Annotated in this window: 22 protein-coding genes, 1 tRNA gene and 1 riboswitch; of the genes, 11 read left to right on the top strand and 12 right to left on the bottom strand. The window is 41.3% G+C overall.

The window, feature by feature from the left end; all coding sequences use genetic code 11:
• The first annotated feature begins 43 nt into the window (after window positions 1-43).
• Window positions 44-586 (top strand): helix-turn-helix transcriptional regulator, encoded by a 543-nt coding sequence (locus NSQ11_RS05930; RefSeq protein WP_342501297.1) that lies wholly within the window; start codon window positions 44-46, stop codon window positions 584-586.
• Window positions 573-1,703, top strand: a complete 1,131-nt coding sequence (locus NSQ11_RS05925; protein WP_342501296.1) for a site-specific integrase — start codon at window positions 573-575, stop codon at window positions 1,701-1,703. The genes NSQ11_RS05930 and NSQ11_RS05925 overlap by 14 nt, the downstream gene beginning before the upstream one ends.
• Before the next feature lie 68 nt (window positions 1,704-1,771).
• Here the strand turns inward: NSQ11_RS05925 and NSQ11_RS05920 are convergent.
• The 3 genes from NSQ11_RS05920 to NSQ11_RS05910 form a co-directional block, all read right to left on the bottom strand.
• Window positions 1,772-1,844 (bottom strand) — tRNA-Val (locus tag NSQ11_RS05920).
• A gap of 128 nt (window positions 1,845-1,972) precedes the next feature.
• The gene (gene metC / locus NSQ11_RS05915) at window positions 1,973-3,151 is read right to left on the bottom strand and encodes a cystathionine beta-lyase (protein WP_008348402.1); all 1,179 of its coding nucleotides are present in this window, start codon (window positions 3,149-3,151) and stop codon (window positions 1,973-1,975) included.
• Window positions 3,148-4,266: a methionine biosynthesis PLP-dependent protein gene (locus NSQ11_RS05910; protein ID WP_008348404.1), complete on the bottom strand. Its 1,119-nt coding sequence runs from the start codon at window positions 4,264-4,266 to the stop codon at window positions 3,148-3,150. Before NSQ11_RS05910 ends, metC begins: the two co-directional genes overlap by 4 nt.
• Before the next feature lie 79 nt (window positions 4,267-4,345).
• Window positions 4,346-4,467: riboswitch (SAM riboswitch) on the bottom strand.
• 220 nt (window positions 4,468-4,687) lie between these two features.
• On the opposite strand from NSQ11_RS05910, the gene NSQ11_RS05905 reads away from it, so the two are divergent.
• Genes NSQ11_RS05905 through NSQ11_RS05895 form a run of 3 tightly spaced genes read left to right on the top strand, consistent with a single transcriptional unit; the run spans window position 4,688 to window position 6,437 of the window.
• Window positions 4,688-5,428, top strand: a complete 741-nt coding sequence (locus tag NSQ11_RS05905) for an esterase family protein (RefSeq protein ID WP_008348407.1) — start codon at window positions 4,688-4,690, stop codon at window positions 5,426-5,428.
• A gap of 52 nt (window positions 5,429-5,480) precedes the next feature.
• A complete protein-coding gene (locus NSQ11_RS05900; protein WP_024720139.1) occupies window positions 5,481-5,996 on the top strand; it encodes a YjcG family protein in 516 nt (171 codons plus the stop codon).
• 6 nt (window positions 5,997-6,002) lie between these two features.
• Window positions 6,003-6,437, top strand: coding sequence for a GNAT family N-acetyltransferase (locus NSQ11_RS05895; RefSeq protein WP_008348412.1), 435 nt, complete (start codon window positions 6,003-6,005; stop codon window positions 6,435-6,437).
• Window positions 6,438-6,520: 83 nt separating this feature from the next.
• On the opposite strand, the gene NSQ11_RS05890 is transcribed toward NSQ11_RS05895, so the two are convergent.
• Window positions 6,521-6,778, bottom strand: coding sequence for a hypothetical protein (locus tag NSQ11_RS05890; protein WP_008348414.1), 258 nt, complete (start codon window positions 6,776-6,778; stop codon window positions 6,521-6,523).
• A 126-nt stretch (window positions 6,779-6,904) separates the two neighbouring features.
• On the opposite strand from NSQ11_RS05890, the gene NSQ11_RS05885 reads away from it, so the two are divergent.
• Window positions 6,905-9,214: an ATP-dependent helicase gene (locus NSQ11_RS05885; RefSeq protein WP_342501295.1), complete on the top strand. Its 2,310-nt coding sequence runs from the start codon at window positions 6,905-6,907 to the stop codon at window positions 9,212-9,214.
• A gap of 16 nt (window positions 9,215-9,230) precedes the next feature.
• Here the strand turns inward: NSQ11_RS05885 and NSQ11_RS05880 are convergent, their stop codons facing one another.
• The 5 genes from NSQ11_RS05880 to NSQ11_RS05860 form a co-directional block, all read right to left on the bottom strand.
• Window positions 9,231-9,488, bottom strand: coding sequence for a stage VI sporulation protein F (locus NSQ11_RS05880; protein ID WP_008348417.1), 258 nt, complete (start codon window positions 9,486-9,488; stop codon window positions 9,231-9,233).
• Window positions 9,489-9,624: 136 nt separating this feature from the next.
• Window positions 9,625-9,762 (bottom strand): YjcZ family sporulation protein, encoded by a 138-nt coding sequence (locus NSQ11_RS05875; RefSeq protein ID WP_008348419.1) that lies wholly within the window; start codon window positions 9,760-9,762, stop codon window positions 9,625-9,627.
• An 84-nt stretch (window positions 9,763-9,846) separates the two neighbouring features.
• A complete protein-coding gene (locus NSQ11_RS05870) occupies window positions 9,847-10,068 on the bottom strand; it encodes a hypothetical protein (RefSeq protein ID WP_008348420.1) in 222 nt (73 codons plus the stop codon).
• Window positions 10,069-10,152: 84 nt separating this feature from the next.
• A complete protein-coding gene (locus NSQ11_RS05865; RefSeq protein WP_008348422.1) occupies window positions 10,153-10,281 on the bottom strand; it encodes a hypothetical protein in 129 nt (42 codons plus the stop codon).
• A gap of 71 nt (window positions 10,282-10,352) precedes the next feature.
• Entirely contained in the window at window positions 10,353-10,703 is a 351-nt protein-coding gene (locus NSQ11_RS05860; protein WP_035700339.1) for a DUF1360 domain-containing protein, read from the bottom strand.
• 177 nt (window positions 10,704-10,880) lie between these two features.
• Between NSQ11_RS05860 and NSQ11_RS05855 the strand changes: the two genes are divergently transcribed.
• From NSQ11_RS05855 to NSQ11_RS05835, 5 genes are all read left to right on the top strand, one after another.
• Window positions 10,881-11,267, top strand: coding sequence for a spore coat protein (locus tag NSQ11_RS05855; protein WP_060832247.1), 387 nt, complete (start codon window positions 10,881-10,883; stop codon window positions 11,265-11,267).
• A gap of 44 nt (window positions 11,268-11,311) precedes the next feature.
• Window positions 11,312-11,647, top strand: a complete 336-nt coding sequence (locus NSQ11_RS05850) for a hypothetical protein (RefSeq protein ID WP_008355377.1) — start codon at window positions 11,312-11,314, stop codon at window positions 11,645-11,647.
• Window positions 11,648-11,735: 88 nt separating this feature from the next.
• On the top strand, window positions 11,736-12,221 hold the full coding sequence (locus NSQ11_RS05845) for a spore coat protein (RefSeq protein ID WP_008348431.1): 486 nt from the start codon (window positions 11,736-11,738) through the stop codon (window positions 12,219-12,221).
• A gap of 147 nt (window positions 12,222-12,368) precedes the next feature.
• On the top strand, window positions 12,369-12,860 hold the full coding sequence (locus NSQ11_RS05840) for a CotY/CotZ family spore coat protein (protein WP_008348432.1): 492 nt from the start codon (window positions 12,369-12,371) through the stop codon (window positions 12,858-12,860).
• A 212-nt stretch (window positions 12,861-13,072) separates the two neighbouring features.
• Complete coding sequence (locus NSQ11_RS05835) at window positions 13,073-13,516, top strand: CotY/CotZ family spore coat protein (protein WP_008348434.1); 444 nt, start codon at window positions 13,073-13,075, stop codon at window positions 13,514-13,516.
• A 37-nt stretch (window positions 13,517-13,553) separates the two neighbouring features.
• On the opposite strand, the gene NSQ11_RS05830 is transcribed toward NSQ11_RS05835, so the two are convergent.
• The 3 genes from NSQ11_RS05830 to thiD all read right to left on the bottom strand — a co-directional run bounded on the left by NSQ11_RS05830 (window position 13,554) and on the right by thiD (window position 15,975).
• Entirely contained in the window at window positions 13,554-14,129 is a 576-nt protein-coding gene (locus NSQ11_RS05830; protein ID WP_025207164.1) for a CotO family spore coat protein, read from the bottom strand.
• Between the two features lie 113 nt (window positions 14,130-14,242).
• Complete coding sequence (fabI, locus tag NSQ11_RS05825; RefSeq protein ID WP_003211867.1) at window positions 14,243-15,019, bottom strand: enoyl-ACP reductase FabI; 777 nt, start codon at window positions 15,017-15,019, stop codon at window positions 14,243-14,245.
• A gap of 149 nt (window positions 15,020-15,168) precedes the next feature.
• Window positions 15,169-15,975: a bifunctional hydroxymethylpyrimidine kinase/phosphomethylpyrimidine kinase gene (gene thiD, locus NSQ11_RS05820; protein WP_060832246.1), complete on the bottom strand. Its 807-nt coding sequence runs from the start codon at window positions 15,973-15,975 to the stop codon at window positions 15,169-15,171.
• Window positions 15,976-15,992 lie beyond the last annotated feature (17 nt).

The following is a 15,992-nucleotide window of genomic DNA, read 5'->3' as shown; positions in this document are numbered from 1 at the left end:
AATTATGTTATAATAAGGAGAAGAAATTTGGAGGTTTTATGATATGAATGAAAAAATAGCTGCATTATTTAAATCTTACAGAACATTTGAGAACATAAGCTCTGCAGAGTTAGCTGAAAGGGCAGGCGTTTCACAAGGGACAATCTCAAATATTGAGAACGGAAAATTCGGCAAAAGAAAAAATAGTCTTGAGACTATCAGAAAAGTCATTCTTGCTGTTGGAATGCCTGTGTCAGATGATGTTGCAGAATATATAGGAATTAATGCGGATGGAGATAATTTCAAAGAAAGCACTGCGTATAAAGCTGGCGGACACACTCATATACCTGTTACAAAAAACACTTTTTTAAAAATAACGGCAGAAACCTTCTTAAACAGTACAGGATTAAATAAAGAAGATGAGGATGCTGTAGAATTACGCAAACAAAGCCATTACTTTGAAAGTGATATCATTATATCTACTTATTTAAATTTTATAGATGACCACAAGGAAGAAATCAAACAGATAATAATGCGAAAATTACAGGAAAGAGGGGCAAAGTTGTACAAACAGTATCAGGAGGAAAAAAATAATGGCGAGCGTTAAAAAAGATAAACGCAACGGTAATTGGTATTATGTTTTCGACATGGGAAAAGATGAAAATGGAAAAAGAAAACAAAGAAAACGTGGTGGCTTTAAATTAAAGAAAGACGCAGAAGAGGCACTTAGAAATGATATTCAAATGTTTCATGCTGGTGATTTAAACAATTCAAAAAATATCGTTTTTTCTGAGGTCGTCAATCGATGGTTAAATATAAAAACTCCTGATGTGAGTAATCAAACTTTGAAAGTGTACCATTATAATTTAAAAAATCACATACTCCCTGCACTCGGGAGTATCAAGTTGGCAGATGTAACCACTCAGACCGTTCAGCTTTTCATCAATAGATTAGTTAAATCAGGCTTATCAGCTGCAACTGTTAAAAAGATATACCATATGATTAACAACATAATGAGGACGGCTGTTGAAGATGAACTAATTAATAAAAATCCTGTCGAAAAGGTTCGCAAGCCGTCTGTAAAACGAAAAGAAGTAGAGGTGTGGACACCTGAACAAATGTCTTTGTTTCTTGATCACACTAGAAATAGTCGATATTACATTGCGTTTTGGCTTGCTATTTCATTCGGCTTAAGACAAGGCGAAATTTTGGGACTCAGATTTAAAGATATTGATTTTAATAATGGAGTATTAAGGATTGTTCAGACGTTAGAACATTCAGGCGGTCAATTGAAATATGGGGGGAAATCATCATCAAGTATAAGGTCGATTGATTTGTCAGACCACGATATCCACATCTTAACAAAACAAAAAGAAAGAGTACGAAAAGAACAGAAATTAAGCGGAAAACTTTATACAAATAGAGACTTAGTTGTATGCACAGAAACAGGAAACCCGATTAATCCTAGGAATTTATTGAGACAATTCAAAGCATACTTAAAACAATTAGAATTACCTGATATCCCCTTCCACAATCTCAGACATTCACATGCTTCTTTGTTATTAACTAAGTTTCATCATAAAGTTGTTCAAGAAAGACTAGGCCATAAAGATATACAGATTACACTTAACACCTACTCACATTTAATGCCAAACATGCAAAGGGACGCTTCCACGTTTATCAGCGACATGTTACAAGGCAAACAAAAAGAGGAATCACAATAAAATGTGACTCCTCTTTTTTGTGACTCCAACGTGACACAAGAATGTGTTCAACACGCTGAAACCCTTGATGATTCCGACTGGGCTCGAACCAGCGACCTCTACCCTGTCAAGGTAGCGCTCTCCCAGCTGAGCTACGGAATCGGGTTATGTATCAGTTCTGGGATTTCTGTTACTGACAGTCTCTATTATATAACCATCATCGTCAGTCGTCAATGGTTTTGTTCAAAAAAGGCACAAAGCCGGTATCCATACCGGCTTTTTACTGACTTTTATGATTGGTTCACAAGAACTGGCTTTAGTTGATCTAGTGCTTGTTTGAAGTCCCTTTTGAGGTCTTCTCCGTTTTCTACGCCCACACTTAATCGAAGTAAACCATCCGTGATGCCTCTTTTTTCTCTTTCTTCTTTTGGCATAGCGGCATGGGACATTTTGGCCGGATAGGAAAGAATGGATTCGACTGCTCCGAGGCTTACGGCGAATACAGGTAATGTGACGCCATCGACCAATTCTTTGACAGCCGCTTGGTTTTCTAGTTCAAATGAAAGAACAGCACCTGCACCGCTCGCCTGCTTCCGCTGAATGTCTGCCCCTGGGTGATCATCTAATCCTGGGTAATATATTTTTTTGACCGCAGGATGTTCTTTTAGAAATGTAGCCAGTTCTAATGCGGTTTGACTGGCTTTTTCTAATCTGACTTGAAGGGTCTTTAATCCTCTGAGCACAAGCCAGCAATCCTGTACGCCAAGCACCGCCCCGAAGGAGTTTTGCAGCGAATAAAGTTCGTCTCCTAGCTTCTCATCTTTCACCACGGCTAAGCCTGACAGTACATCACTGTGGCCGCTTAAAAATTTCGTTGCACTGTGCAGCACAACGTCTACACCAAGGTCCAGCGGACGCTGAAGCGCAGGCGTTAAAAACGTATTATCTAAGAAAGTCAGACAGTCATGTTCTTTCGCAATCTGTACGACACCTTCAATATCCGTAATACCGAGTGTAGGGTTTGACGGTGTTTCCATGTAAATGACTTTTGTATTTGATTGAATGCCTTGTTTCACTTCATTCAAATTGGTCATGTCCACAAAGGTATGCTCAATCCCAAATCTTGAAAGAACTTGGGTGATCATTCGGAAAGTCCCTCCGTACACATCTCTTGTGACAAGGACATGATCTCCTTTTGATAATAGAAGAAAAGCGGTTGAAATGGCTGCCATACCTGACGCAAAGGCAAGCCCTCTCGTTCCTCCTTCTAGCGCTGCAATGGTATCCTCCAATGCCTGACGTGTAGGGGTGCCTGATCTGGAGTAGTCATATTGACCAAAGTCATCGAAGCTGCTTTGGTGAAACGTCGATGCATGTTGAATCGGTACACTGACTGCACCTGTTGAACGGTCTGTTTTAAACGCATTATGAACGAGTTGTGTTTCTAGTGTCCAATCGTGTGTGGTCATTTCGTGTGTACCTCCTCTTTCACATTTGATAGTGCCTGTTTCAGGTCTGCTTTTAGGTCCTCCACATGCTCAATCCCGACTGAGAAACGGAGCAATTTGTTACACACACCGTTTGCAATACGAATCTCTTCTGGGATGTCCATATGGGTTTGCGTTGCAGGATACGTAATGAAGCTTTCGACTCCGCCAAGGCTTTCAGCAAAACAAATCGTTTTCAGCTGCTTCAAAAATGGATTGACCCAGTCCTCTTTGGCTACTCGGAATGACAGCATGCCTCCCTTTCCTGGGTAAAGCACATCTTGAATTTCCGGCTGCTGCTTTAGAAAGTCAGCTAATTCCTTCGCATTAGCTTCGTGCTGGCGCATTCTCAGCGCCAATGTTTTCATTCCTCTCATTAAAAGCCATGAGTCAAATGGAGATAAAACCGCTCCGATGGCGTTTTGATGCTGGAACATGTCTTCCGATAGCTGCTCCCCTTTTGTGACGACAAGTCCGGCAAGAACATCGTTATGTCCGCCTAAATATTTGGTTGCACTATGAATGACAATGTCCGCTCCGAGTGTAATCGGTTTTTGCAAGACGGGCGTATAAAAGGTGTTATCCACAATGACCAATGCACCATACTCTTTAGCGATTTTCGCAACCTTTTGAATATCCGCTTCCTGCATGAGTGGGTTTGTTGGCGTTTCAATAAAGACGGCTTTTGTATTTGGCGTCATTTTAGAGCGTAAACAGTCTTCATCTGAAAAATCATCATAAACAAAGCGCAGTCCGTACTTTTTCCATTCGTTTTCAAATAGACGGTATGTACCACCATATAAATCTGATGAAACAATGAGTTCATCCCCGCTCTCAAACAGCGCCATGATCGTTTGGATAGCAGCCATTCCCGAACTGAAGGCAAAACCGGCCGTTCCTTCTTCGAGTGAAGCAATCGCATCTTCTACAAGCTGCCTTGTTGGGTTTTTCGTCCGAATATAATCAAATCCTGTTGATTCCCCAATGCCTCTATGTCTGTAAGCTGTTGAAAGATAAACGGGAGGACTGACAGTACCAGTCACCTCTTCGCTGCGGTTTCCAATTTGCGCTAACTTCGTTTCCACATGTTCTGTCATTTGACACCATCCTAAGTAAAAATCTAATTTCAAAACAGAAAAACCCCTTCTTCATAAGAAGAAGGGGTTTAATCGCTTCCTCTTATCTTCCAAGCAAAAAAGCTGCTTGCTGGATTTAGCACCTTGGTACATCACATGAAGTGATGCATACCGGTTGCTGAGGTTTCAAAGGGCCAGTCCCTCCACCTCTCACGATAAGAATGTGTTGTCTGTCTGTTCTAATTCTTAATACTGTAACGCATTAAACCTCATTTTTCAAGGGGAAATGTAACGATTAATTAAAATTTTCTGTATTTTGCAGCAGATTGGATGTCAGCCAATTTGATTGCATGTTAGCATATAGGAACAACGCTGTTTTTCGTGTTACAATGAATGGAAACGTTTCACTTATGATGAATTTGGTTAGCTGGAGGAATGGATTATGGTGAAGAAAACAGGCATCATTCAAGAAGAAACCTTACAGTCAAAAGAACTTGGGGCAGATATGACCATTTTAATTTATTTACCAGTCAATTACTCCCCCCTTTATACATATCATGTCATCATTGCACAAGATGGTCATGATTATTTCCGCTTAGGTAAAATAGGCAGACAAGCGGAAGAATTAATGCAAAACAAAGAAATGGAACGCTCGATTATCATTGGTGTCCCATATGAAAATGTGACTGAAAGGCGAAATACGTATCATCCAGACGGACCAAAGTTCGAGGCGTATAAACGCTTTTTGGCAAATGAACTAGTTCCCTATATTGATGAACACTATCCAACGTATCAAGTTGGATCAGGTCGTACATTTATTGGTGATTCATTAGGTGCTACGATCTCACTTATGACAGCCGTTGATTATCCTTCGTTATTTGGCGGACTGATTTTGCAGTCTCCTTACGTGGATGAGTCGGTTCTGCAAGCAGTCAAACAGTCATCATCCCTTGCTCATTATGCCATTATCCATCAAATCGGGTTAGAAGAAACAGCTGTGAAAACGACAGATGGGCAAGTGCTAGACTTTATTCAGCCGAACGAAGAATTAAAGGTCCTTTTGGAGAAGTCCGGTGCGGATTATTTATTTGAGACATTCGAAGGCGATCATAAATGGACGTTTTGGCAGCCGCTCATTTCGCCTTCGTTAAAAAGAATGCTCCCATATTCGTTAATCAACTGAATTTTGTTATAATAAAAAATAATAAATACTTTCTTAATCAGGAGGGAACATGATGAAATACGGAGTTGTTTTATTTCCATCAAAAAAATTGCAAGACATTGCGAACTCTTATCGGAAACGTTATGATCCGAACTATGCACTCATACCACCTCATTTAACATTAAGAACACCTTTTGAATTAACGGATCTAGAAGCAGCTGAGGTCGTCTCCACCTTGCGAGAGTACGCAAAAAATGCTTCTCCTATTACGTTACGTATTAAAAAATTCAGTTCATTCGCTCCTGTAAACAACGTGATTTATATGAAAGTAGAACCGAACGAAGAATTAATGACTCTCAATGAGAAGTTGTACACTGATCCGCTTGCTGGTACACCTGAATATGCATTTGTTCCGCATGTGACAGTGGCTCAAAAGTTATCAGACGATGAGCATTCAGACGTTCTAGGCACATTGAAGCTGAGAAAAATTGACCACGAGGAAACGGTTGACCGCTTCCATCTTTTATATCAATTAGAGAACGGTTCTTGGACCGTTTATGAAACATTTATCTTAGGAGAAGAGGGTTAAAGACATTTGAATACAGTCATCGTAAAAGAACAAACACAACGAGAAGATGCTTATTATGTTCGAAAAGAAGTTTTCGTAAAAGAACAAGAAGTCCCGTTAGAGATCGAAATTGATGAACTTGAGGACGAAGCCATTCACTTTGTCATTTATAATGATGACAACAAACCACAAGCTGCTGCTAGACTGCGCATAATTGAAGGTCATAAGGCAAAGCTTGAACGAATTTGTGTATTAAAAGAGGCGCGCTCTTTCGGTCTTGGCCACCAGCTTTTAGAAGCACTTGAGTCTGAAGCGATGGCAAACGGAGCGAAAGAAGCTGTCATGCATGCACAAGTACAAGCTCTTCCTTTCTACGAAAAGAAAGGCTACAAAGCCGTTTCAGAACCGTTTGAAGAAGCAGGAATTACACATGTCAAAATGACAAAAACACTATCCGTTTAACGACAATAAAAAGCCAGGGCATCATGGATGCTCTGGCTTTTTATTGATTCCATCTCGTTCGCTCAGGAAGAAAGCGCAGTCATTTAGACGTAAGTATTGATATGAACGCCCTTACCTTCTTCCATAAACATATCTCGTACAAAGCGTTCCCGCTTTTTTTGCTGTACTTTCGTTTCCGCTTCTGTCACTAAGTCCTCTTTTTTCTCCAGCTCTCTGTATACCTTGTCATGAAAGGTGCGGGTGACCTTCGTCACTTTCGCATAGTCTTCTTTATCCTGAGGAGCAGGACGATTGATATATTGAAAATACAGATCCGGCTGAATCGGGGCTATATATCCCATCAAGAACGCCTCCTTTGCTTCTCTTCTACTCTACTATTCCCTAATTATGACTGTTTGAAACACGCCTCATTTGATATGATTAGATGTGTTTCTTTTTAAGATTGATTGACTATTGGAGGACTAGCTTTGAAATGCGCACGACGACATGATCGAACGATCTCATTACATACATATTCGAGAGAACACTATCAATTCCTCCATGATGAGGGCAAAAAAGGGCATTTATCTTGCCCATATTGCGGACAACCCGTCTTTTTCAGATTAAATATACATGAAGAACCTGCCTTTATCCATAAGCAAATATCTCAGCAAGAGATTTGCGAAAAAAGAGAACAACAAGAGGAAAAGAAACCGGCTGAACGAGAGGAAGAGGCATCCTACAAAGAACTTGGCGGCTTTCGCTTTCCAACCGGCAAACAGATCATCTCACAAACAGAAGAATCGGATGACTGGCAGGAACCACGATCCATTCAATTTGGCGAAACCTTTCATTTAGAAAAGAATGAAGAAGTGCATACCATTGACCTCTTTCCACACATCACCTTTAGCGCACCGCAACTCCAAGCTGTCACACACAAAGACGGTCCGATGCTTGTGCTGGCTGGCGCCGGCAGCGGGAAAACAAGGGTACTGACAGCAAGAGCTGCTTATCTGATGTCGCACCATCAAATCCCTGCTCACCATATCCTGCTCGTGACCTTCACCACAAAAGCAAGCAGTGAAATGAAAGAAAGACTACGTATGCAGTATCAGCTTCATCCTTCACAGGCGAGCCAAGTTGTGACAGGCACATTCCACAGTCTATTTTATAAAATGTTGCTTCACGATGATCGGGGCAAATGGAACGGACAGCATTTGATTAAATTCGACTGGCAAAAAGAGCAGTATATTCGCAAAGCGATCATGCATGAAGGACTTGATGAAAAAGACTATCCAACCGATCAAGTGCTGCAATCAATCGGCTATTGGAAAAATGCTTTTTTACCAAACGAACTTCCTGAGCTGAAAGATGAAAAGGAAAAGCAAATGTGGACAATCTATCAGTCATACGAACAGCAAAAGCGTGAAAATCAACAATTTGACTTTGATGACATGGCGATTGCCTGTTTACACATGCTGACTAAGCAGCCTGAATTGCTCAAACAATATCAAGAACGATTCAAGTATATTTTAGTAGATGAATTTCAAGATATTAATCCCGTACAATATCAATTAATCCAGCTTTTAGCTGGAGAATCCGAGCAGTTATTTTGTGTAGGCGATGATGATCAAGCCATCTATGCATTTAGAGGAAGCAATCCTGCTTTTATTCTTGACTTCAAACAGGACTATCCTTCGGCCGAGATCGTCCATTTACATGCAAATTACCGCTCTCATCATACGATTGTCGCAAGTGCTGACGCCATTATTAAGAAGAACCAGCATCGTTACGAGAAAACGTTAAAAGCCGTTCGCGTGGAGAAAATTCCGCCGACTCTTTTTTATCCATATGACGAGGAAGAGGAAGCGACCATGATCGTAGCAGATATTCAGGAGAAAATTAAAAACGGTGCAAAACCGAATGACTTTTGCGTGCTGTTTAGAACGAATACAGGAGGCCGCGCGATTTATGAACGTCTTCATCAATCGGCGATTCCGTATCAAACCGATGCTGGCGTAAAAGCCTTTTATAGCAGAAGAATTGTTCGGGTGCTGCTCGCTTTTCTTTCGCTCAGTCAGGATGCAGATGATGTCGCCGCAATGAAGCTGCTGCTGCCCGTTTTCTTTTTAAAGCAGCAAACACTGAATACCATGAAGGCGCTGACCATTACGGAAGATTGTTCTATGGTAGAGGCACTTGGAAAGCTAACAGACATTCAGCCGTTTCAGCGCAAAAAACTACAATCGATCGTTCCCCTGTTTCGAACGTTAAAATCGTTAAAGCCATCTGAAGCTGTAGCGTTTATTGAACAAAGGATGGGACTTGGTGATTATTTAAAAAAACGCGTGAATGATACGAATGTGCTTGAAAAAGGAACAGATGATGTACGAGATGTGAAAACAGCGGCGAAACGTTTTGAAACGATTGAAGCCTTCCTCGCTCATGCCGAACATATGAAATCTGCTGAAAAGGAAAAATCAGATGAACCAGGCGTTCAGCTCATGACGATCCACCGTGCGAAGGGACTAGAATTCCAAACAGTGTACATCACGAGCGTGGTTGATGGGGCGCTCCCTCATGACTTTGCACTTGATGAGCTGAGAAGCGGTGATGAAGAAGCCATCGAAGAGGAGCGGCGCTTATTATACGTTGCCATGACGAGAGCAGAACAATCCCTTTATCTATCCGTTCCATCATATAGAAGAGGAAAAACGGCTCACCGCTCCCGCTTTTTGTACCCTCTTTTAAAGAAAAATCGTGAATTATTCACACAAAAACAACAGGCCCCCCTTTAAATGGAGAGCCTGTTGTTTATTTTTTGTTGTTCATCATTTTAGCGATTGTATTAAAATCAAGCTTTTCTTTTCCACTTGTAATCGATTGAACGATTTTGTCTTCCATTTCTTTAGGTACACGTTTGTTTGCAAGCTGCGCCACTTTTTTAATGACACCTCGAACGGTATTCTCATCTTTAAAGTTCGCGTTTTGCAAAGAACCTGCAAGCTTAAAGACATCATTCATATTTACACCTGTTTTATTTTCCACACTTTTAAAGAACTTATTATCCATTCCTTTGCCTCCTCTTTGTGGAGTAATCACCTTACTATATGAAAATAGGCGAGATATGTGCCTATCCTGCTGCCTTGTTAGCAAAGAGAAAGGAAAGCAAAAGGCTTCCCTATTGCTTCCCTCACCTTCTTACTGTTTAGTTAAAGAAAGAAGCACCAACGATGATTAGAAGAATGAAAAGCACGACGACAAGAACAAAAGTTGAACCATAACCGCCGCCGTAGCCGCCGCCATAACCTCCGCAATAACCGCCACCGTAACCGTAACAACTCATATTTAAGCACCTCCTCTTCTCCCTTACAAAATATGAAAAATACATGAAATGGTTTGGACGATCACATAAAAAAGTGCGGAATTTTTATTTCTGCTGTTTAAAGACGTAATCTGCCTCTCCATGGCGGATCATGAATGCTTCTGTTTCTTTCGCAAAAGTATCCATTTTCTCGCCAAATGCTTTTAAGTGCTCTTCAAGATCCTTCGCTTTGTTCGCTAGATCCATTTCAGCTTTTTCGTGCGCTTGCTCTTTCCCATCATGGGGTTTAGTGAACAAGGAACCGATTAATTGTTCGAATGCATCCATTCTGGTCACCCCTTCTCTCTTACATATGCATCACCCAAAAAAAGGGCAACAAAAAAACCGGATAAATCCGGCTTTTGTTTTTCTCTATTGAGGTTTCTTTTTCTTCCCGCAGCCGCAGCCCGTCTTCTTGATTTTCTTCGTATATACAGATTGTTGATTTGACTGCGCTGGATACCCTTGAAGCATATGTGACGGTGTTTCAGTTGGTTTCATCGCAACCCTTCCTTTCCTATTCCATGTTAGTATATGCATTTTCTTTAAGCGTGTCTGATCAGAATGCCTGTTTATTTCACAAGCTTCGACACGACTGCTTCAATCAAGCCTGCTGCGGCGGCAATCGCTAATAGTAAATTAAGCCACATGCTGATGACAGGAAAAAATATGTATATCAGTAGTAAAGCAGCAGTGCACCACATACCCGTACACCAATAACAGCTTAACAGCTCTCCTATCCAAGATCGCAGTCCCTTCCCCTTAATGACGATATAGGTCTCGACTTCACCTTGTTCGTTTACCTCTTCTTGCTCTTCATGAAATAGACGGCGAAAGGGGGCTGTAATCGTATCAAACACGATCAATCTCGTCAGCCTAAAGGATGCGAGGGCAAATATAGCAAATGACAAAGCGCCGCTCATGGAACCTCCACCTCCTTCATTCTTCTTTTTCCGTCCTTTCTTTATATATGCAAAAAGAAAGACCGCCATGATGAATCGAGTGGAAATAAAATTGGGTTGTACTTTTTCATGCTTTCCGATTCCACCTTGAGCCTCTGCTGCATTAAATAATGTATAGATAAGAAAGGAGTGAAAGTATTGTCTATTGAAGAAAGTGCTGATTTATTATACACACAACTGTTAAACGAATTAATCAGCAATTATGATGATTTCATCGAGATCAAGGATTCCGAAAATGTCACGATTCATAAAACAGATGTAACAGCCGCACTCTCCCTTCAAGCGACCGTAACGACAATCATTACTCTTTTAATTCAAATTCTTGTACCAGATGATGAAGTGGCTGCAGACATCACAGAACAGCTTTTAGCTGCACAACAAGTGACAGTTCAAAAGAAAACAGTGATTCAAATCATCAATTGTTATAACGTCACGATTACATTATCTGATGCATCCATTATGAACTCCGTACAAATTCTCACTCAAACACTGAATGTACTTTTAGTTGAAGCCGGCATTCTTTGACCCTTTCTTTTTCTAACATCATGTATGAAAGAGGTGAAATAATCGTGGCTGAAGAGAACGAAAAAAAGGAGTTTCAAATCAACACTGATGTTGATCCATTAACAAGCCTTCTTGTGAGTGATATTTTAAACAAAAATAATGTCACAGATGATCAGAAAGCAAACCTTTCAGAAGATCAAAGAAGGATGATTTTGAAGCTGGTTCAGGATTTACAAAAGAAAGCAGATGATTTCGTACAGCAGCAGCAAGAGAAAAAGCGTCAGGCAGAGGCAGCAAAACATGCAGAAGAGGTCGAGCCTGAACCACAAGTGCGCCCTAAACGAAATTCACTTCGAGATCGTATCCAGCAGCGCCGTCAAGCGCAGCAAAATAACGATTAAATAAAAATGGGTTGCCTGCTAGGATAAATGCCCGAGACAAAACCAATCATTCCAGCATTTAATAAAGTAAACGGAAGGAGGAAAAGAAATGGATTCTAAACCATACTCTTGGGTCGCTCTAGATCGTAACTGTACACACCACGGCGATTACCATCATAACTACGAAAGAAAAGCAGTTTGTGACGGCCACTATTATGATGATGAAGATGTTTTACAAGACTTTGATCAAGTGAGTGTCACAAAGCAAACATCTGAGGAAGTCATTATCGTTAGAGACTCTTGTGACATTAACGTTTCTTCTGTTGATGCACAGGTTGCAGCATCTATCCAAGCAGCTGTTCAAACAGCGATCATCACCATTACAAACATCTCAATCGCTGATGGTGACCTAGCTGACCGCGTCACGCAAGATCTCTTACAAGCAGCTAGCCACAAACAAACAAATCGCCAGAAACTTGTCATCGAAAACTCTAGAAACGTTACAGTCTCTACAATCGATGCGGACATCTCTATTGCCATCCAAACGCTTACACAGACACTTGTTGCGACGATCGTTGCAATTGGTATCCTCTAATGTACAAAAGCAGAGCGAAAAGCTCTGCTTTTCCTTTTTCTAAAAATACAACAAAGATAAATAGTCATTTACCCACACCAACTAGAGGGCGCATACATATGTTGTTAAGGACTAAAGTCAAATACCTTGTTAAAGGAGCTGAAATCCATGAGCTGCGGAAAACACCATGGCCGACATGATGAAAACTGTGTATGCGATGCGGTTGATAAGATTTTAGCAGAGCAGGAAGCTGTAGAAGATAAATGTCCTACGAGCTGCTACAGTAATTTATTAAGCCCGACAGTTTCTGGAAAAGATACGATTCCGTTTTTACTTTTTGATAAAAAGGGCGGATTGTTCTCTACTTTCGGAAACATTGGAGGATTTGTTGACGATTGCCAATGCTTCGAATCCATTTTCTTTCGGGTTGAAAAATTGCATGACTGCTGTGCCACATTATCTGTATTAAGACCTGTTGATGTACACGGACATACGCTAAGCGTTTGTCACCCTTGCGATCCTGACTTCTTTGGTTTAGAAAAAGCGGACTTTTGTATCGAAGTTGATTTGAACTGTTTCTGCGCGATCCAATGTTTAAATCCAGAACTTGTCGACAGAGTCATGCCAACAAAAGATAAAAAGCATCATCACCACGGCTAAACCAATCGCCCGCTCATCTATCTTGTCATAAGTCAAAGCATCCCCTTCCTCACGAATGACAACCAATCATGCGGAGCAGTCAGCAAAAGGCGGCCGCTTCCGCATTGATTGTCATTAGATGCATCAACCGGCGAGACACGTAATAAAGCTTATAGATGATGATGACAGTGCTCAAACACTCAAACAAATTTCCTTGTATAGGAGGGTTGAATATGAGCCGCAAACATTCATGGAACTGTGTAGCAGAGGCTGTTGAAAACATAAACGACTTACAAAATGCCGTCGAAGAGGATTGCCCGACCAGCTGTTACAGCAATCTCCTTTCTCCATCACATTCATTAGGTGACACTGTCCCGTTTGTTCTATTTACCTCAAAATCAAAACCATTCGTCGCATTCGGAAACGTCGGAGAAGTAGATGCTGGCCCTTGCTTCAGCACTGCATTTTTCAGAGTCGAACACATCTCTGATCACTGCGCAACACTCAGCTTGCTTATTGCATTTGACAAAGATCGTCATATTTTAGATTTTACAGATAAAGATTCCGTATGTGATGTGTTCCGTTTAGAAAAATCAAAATATTGCATTGAAGTAGACCTTGACTGCTTCTGCGCAATCGAGTGCTTAAATCCAAGACTCATCAACCGTAGCTGCTAACAAAAAAAGTCCCGTTATGGGACTTTTTTTATGTTCATTAAAAACCAAGTGGATGAATAGAAGAAATATCACCAATTGCTAATTCCACTGGATTACCGCCGCCTGCCGTGCGGATGACCACCATATTGTCTTTTCTCTCCATGATGATCCCTCTATATGTTTTTCCATCGGCTTCAATGAGGCAAAGCGCTCTCGGCATATTATGCGGCAGACTTGTAAGAAAATCGACTTTCTCCTCGATATTCATTTGGCTTAACGGCTTCTTCACTCGTTTTCTTCTTGGTTCTTCTTTTGTTTCATGAAATACGCCTTCTGGCTGTTTTTCTTGTTCTTGTACTGGCTCTCGATTTTGTGAACGCTCTTTTTCTTGATTGATCTCCCGCTCTTGCTGTAGCGCAGGTGGCTCTTCTTTTTTCTGCTTTACTTCCTGTGATACAGGTTCTTGCACGCTCTCTTCGATTGCATCCTCTTTGGCGCTTTTTTTGGTTTCTGAAGGTTTTTCTGACTTCTTTCGCTTTCTCACAATATTTTGCATGGCCGGCGCTGATTCATCATAGCTCGGCTGAACAATATACATAAGCGGCTTTTGATTCTCATCACCTTTATTTGACATACTGATCCCTCCCGAATGATTCATTCCTTATATATATGAGAGGACACCCCAAATCAGAAGAAAAATAAAAAACAGCATACCAGTGATTGGTATGCTGCAAATCAATTATTCGTTTAGCGGGCAATGATATGGAAGCCAGAATCAACATGAAGATTCTCACCTGTCATGCCGCGCGATAAATCACTGAATAAGAATAGTGCTGTATCGCCAACTTCTTCAGGAGTCGTTGTACGGCGAAGCGGTGCACGCTCTTCAATATCCTTCAGGATCGTATTAAAGCCGCTGATTCCTTTTGCAGATAACGTACGAATTGGACCAGCAGAAATGCTGTTCACACGGATGCCTTCCGCTCCAAGATCAGCTGCTAAGTATTTCACACTTGCTTCAAGGGCTGCTTTTGCTACACCCATGACATTGTAGTTAGAGACAACGCGCTCTCCGCCTAGGTAAGTAAGTGTGACAATGCTTCCGCCTTCTGTCATGAGCGGACGTGCTGCTTTTGCTACAGCTGTTAGTGAATAGGCACTAATGTTGTGCGCTAAAAGGAAACCTTCACGGTTCGTGTTCAAATATTCACCGACAAGCTCTTCTTTGTTCGCAAATGCAATCGCATGTGCAACACCATGGATGACTTGTACTTTTTCTTTAATCGTTGCAAAACATTTTTCGATTTCTTCATCACTTGTCACATCACAAGGAAGAATAATGGAATCATCACGCTCTAGCGTGCTTGCTAGCTCTTTCACTGATTCTGCCAGACGATCTCCAACATAAGTAAAAATCAAACGAGCTCCTGCTTCGTGAAGTGAACGAGCAATTCCCCAAGCGATGCTTCGTTTATTGGCAACACCCATCACCACAATATTACGGCCTTCTAAAGAAAAGTTCATATGTATTAAAGCCTCCTATTTTTTCAAGACATAGTATTAGTACCTGATCATAATCTTATCACAAATCATGAGATATTGACAATTTCCGTTGAAAGAAAGTTTTTATTTCAGAAAAAAGACCGTCCTCACAAGTGAAGACAGTCTTCTTTTTATGCTTTGACTCTGTTTTGCTGATAAGCAAAGTGGTTAGTCGGTCCGTGCCCAGCGCCAATATTCAGAGGAAATTTGATCGCCTCATGGACAAAGGTTTCTGCCGTTTCAAAGGCTTCCTTCATGGAACGACCTTTTGCTATTTCTGCCGTTAATGCCGCTGCAAATGTACAGCCTGTTCCGTGTGTATGTGGTGTATCAATATGTTCGTTCGTGAGTTCAAAAAAGCTTTTTCCATCGTACAAAAGGTCTGTAATGAGGCCGTCTGAAGGACTATGACCTCCTTTGATCACAACATAGGACGTGCCAAGCTCATAAAGTCGTTCTGCTGCTCTATGGCGATCGTCTTTTGTCTGAATGCGCATGCCTGTCAGCACTTCTGCCTCAGGGAGATTCGGTGTGACTGCATAACTGACAGGCAGTAACTGTGTTTTCATAGCAGAGACCGCATCTTCATTTAATAAAGAAGCGCCGCCTTTGGCAATCATGACTGGATCGACAATTAGTTTCAAGTCATATTGCTTCGTCTTTTCAGCAACGACACTGATCATGTCGGCACTCCACAGCATCCCAGTTTTAGCGGCATCTGGCAACAAGTCTTCTGCTACTGCATCAATTTGACTTTCGAGCGCCTCGATAGACAGTGGATAAATACCGTGAACACCAAGTGTGTTTTGAGCGGTAATGGCCGTAATGGCGGACATTCCGTACACACCAAGCTCCTGAAAAGTTTTCAAGTCTGCTTGAATACCAGCTCCACCGCCAGAATCAGAACCTGCGATGGTTAATGCTTTTTTAATCGTCATGTCATCTCACCCTCTCA

Source organism: Bacillus sp. FSL W7-1582 (genome assembly GCF_038593325.1).
Lineage (GTDB): Bacteria > Bacillota > Bacilli > Bacillales > Bacillaceae > Bacillus > Bacillus altitudinis.
The sequence above is the reverse complement of the archived record's forward strand: the minus strand, read 5'-3'. Positions and strand labels throughout refer to the sequence as shown.

Excerpts from the sequence above, each read along its gene's own strand:
- NSQ11_RS05930 (WP_342501297.1), top strand. The coding sequence starts at position 44 with ATGAATGAAAAAATAGCTGCATTATTTAAATCTTACAGAACATTTGAG.
- NSQ11_RS05925 (WP_342501296.1), top strand. The coding sequence starts at position 573 with ATGGCGAGCGTTAAAAAAGATAAACGCAACGGTAATTGGTATTATGTT.
- metC (WP_008348402.1), bottom strand. The coding sequence starts at position 3,151 with ATGACCACACACGATTGGACACTAGAAACACAACTCGTTCATAATGCG.
- NSQ11_RS05910 (WP_008348404.1), bottom strand. The coding sequence starts at position 4,266 with ATGACAGAACATGTGGAAACGAAGTTAGCGCAAATTGGAAACCGCAGC.
- NSQ11_RS05905 (WP_008348407.1), top strand. The coding sequence starts at position 4,688 with ATGGTGAAGAAAACAGGCATCATTCAAGAAGAAACCTTACAGTCAAAA.
- NSQ11_RS05900 (WP_024720139.1), top strand. The coding sequence starts at position 5,481 with ATGAAATACGGAGTTGTTTTATTTCCATCAAAAAAATTGCAAGACATT.
- NSQ11_RS05890 (WP_008348414.1), bottom strand. The coding sequence starts at position 6,778 with ATGGGATATATAGCCCCGATTCAGCCGGATCTGTATTTTCAATATATC.
- NSQ11_RS05880 (WP_008348417.1), bottom strand. The coding sequence starts at position 9,488 with ATGGATAATAAGTTCTTTAAAAGTGTGGAAAATAAAACAGGTGTAAAT.
- NSQ11_RS05875 (WP_008348419.1), bottom strand. The coding sequence starts at position 9,762 with ATGAGTTGTTACGGTTACGGTGGCGGTTATTGCGGAGGTTATGGCGGC.
- NSQ11_RS05870 (WP_008348420.1), bottom strand. The coding sequence starts at position 10,068 with ATGGATGCATTCGAACAATTAATCGGTTCCTTGTTCACTAAACCCCAT.
- NSQ11_RS05865 (WP_008348422.1), bottom strand. The coding sequence starts at position 10,281 with ATGAAACCAACTGAAACACCGTCACATATGCTTCAAGGGTATCCAGCG.
- NSQ11_RS05860 (WP_035700339.1), bottom strand. The coding sequence starts at position 10,703 with ATGAGCGGCGCTTTGTCATTTGCTATATTTGCCCTCGCATCCTTTAGG.
- NSQ11_RS05845 (WP_008348431.1), top strand. The coding sequence starts at position 11,736 with ATGGATTCTAAACCATACTCTTGGGTCGCTCTAGATCGTAACTGTACA.
- NSQ11_RS05840 (WP_008348432.1), top strand. The coding sequence starts at position 12,369 with ATGAGCTGCGGAAAACACCATGGCCGACATGATGAAAACTGTGTATGC.
- NSQ11_RS05835 (WP_008348434.1), top strand. The coding sequence starts at position 13,073 with ATGAGCCGCAAACATTCATGGAACTGTGTAGCAGAGGCTGTTGAAAAC.
- NSQ11_RS05830 (WP_025207164.1), bottom strand. The coding sequence starts at position 14,129 with ATGTCAAATAAAGGTGATGAGAATCAAAAGCCGCTTATGTATATTGTT.
- fabI (WP_003211867.1), bottom strand. The coding sequence starts at position 15,019 with ATGAACTTTTCTTTAGAAGGCCGTAATATTGTGGTGATGGGTGTTGCC.
- thiD (WP_060832246.1), bottom strand. The coding sequence starts at position 15,975 with ATGACGATTAAAAAAGCATTAACCATCGCAGGTTCTGATTCTGGCGGT.